We start from the raw sequence: 306 nt of genomic DNA, 5'->3' as shown, positions 1-306 counted from the left end.
GCATTACCCGCGGACCGCGTTCAGTGCCAACGGCCGGCCCACGATCGTCCCGGTGGACCCGGCCGCGACGATCGGTCAGCGCGCGGCGCTCTCGGCGGGTGACATCGACGGTGTTCACCGGATGTACGGGCTGGGGTGACCCCGCTTTGGCATTCGGGTGGTGGCTCGGCTAATGTTTCATCCGTTGCCGGGGAACGCACCGGACGACATGCGGACGTGGCGCAGTGGTAGCGCATCACCTTGCCAAGGTGAGGGTCGCGGGTTCGAATCCCGTCGTCCGCTCGGAGAGGCTGCTGCTTGCGATTT

The 306-nt window shown here is 67.0% G+C and carries 1 protein-coding gene and 1 tRNA gene; both read left to right on the top strand.

Going from position 1 to position 306, the window contains the following annotated elements; translation table 11 throughout:
- On the top strand, positions 1-139 hold a 139-nt coding region (locus WH85_RS54360; RefSeq protein WP_425394706.1), incomplete at its 5' end, for a M12 family metallopeptidase.
- 71 nt (positions 140-210) lie between these two features.
- A tRNA-Gly gene (locus WH85_RS46410) sits at positions 211-282 on the top strand.
- Positions 283-306: the final 24 nt, after the last annotated feature.

Source organism: Actinoplanes rectilineatus, assembly GCF_000962825.1.
Taxonomy (GTDB): domain Bacteria; phylum Actinomycetota; class Actinomycetes; order Mycobacteriales; family Micromonosporaceae; genus Actinoplanes; species Actinoplanes rectilineatus.
This window is presented reverse-complemented; position numbering and strand designations above follow the sequence as displayed.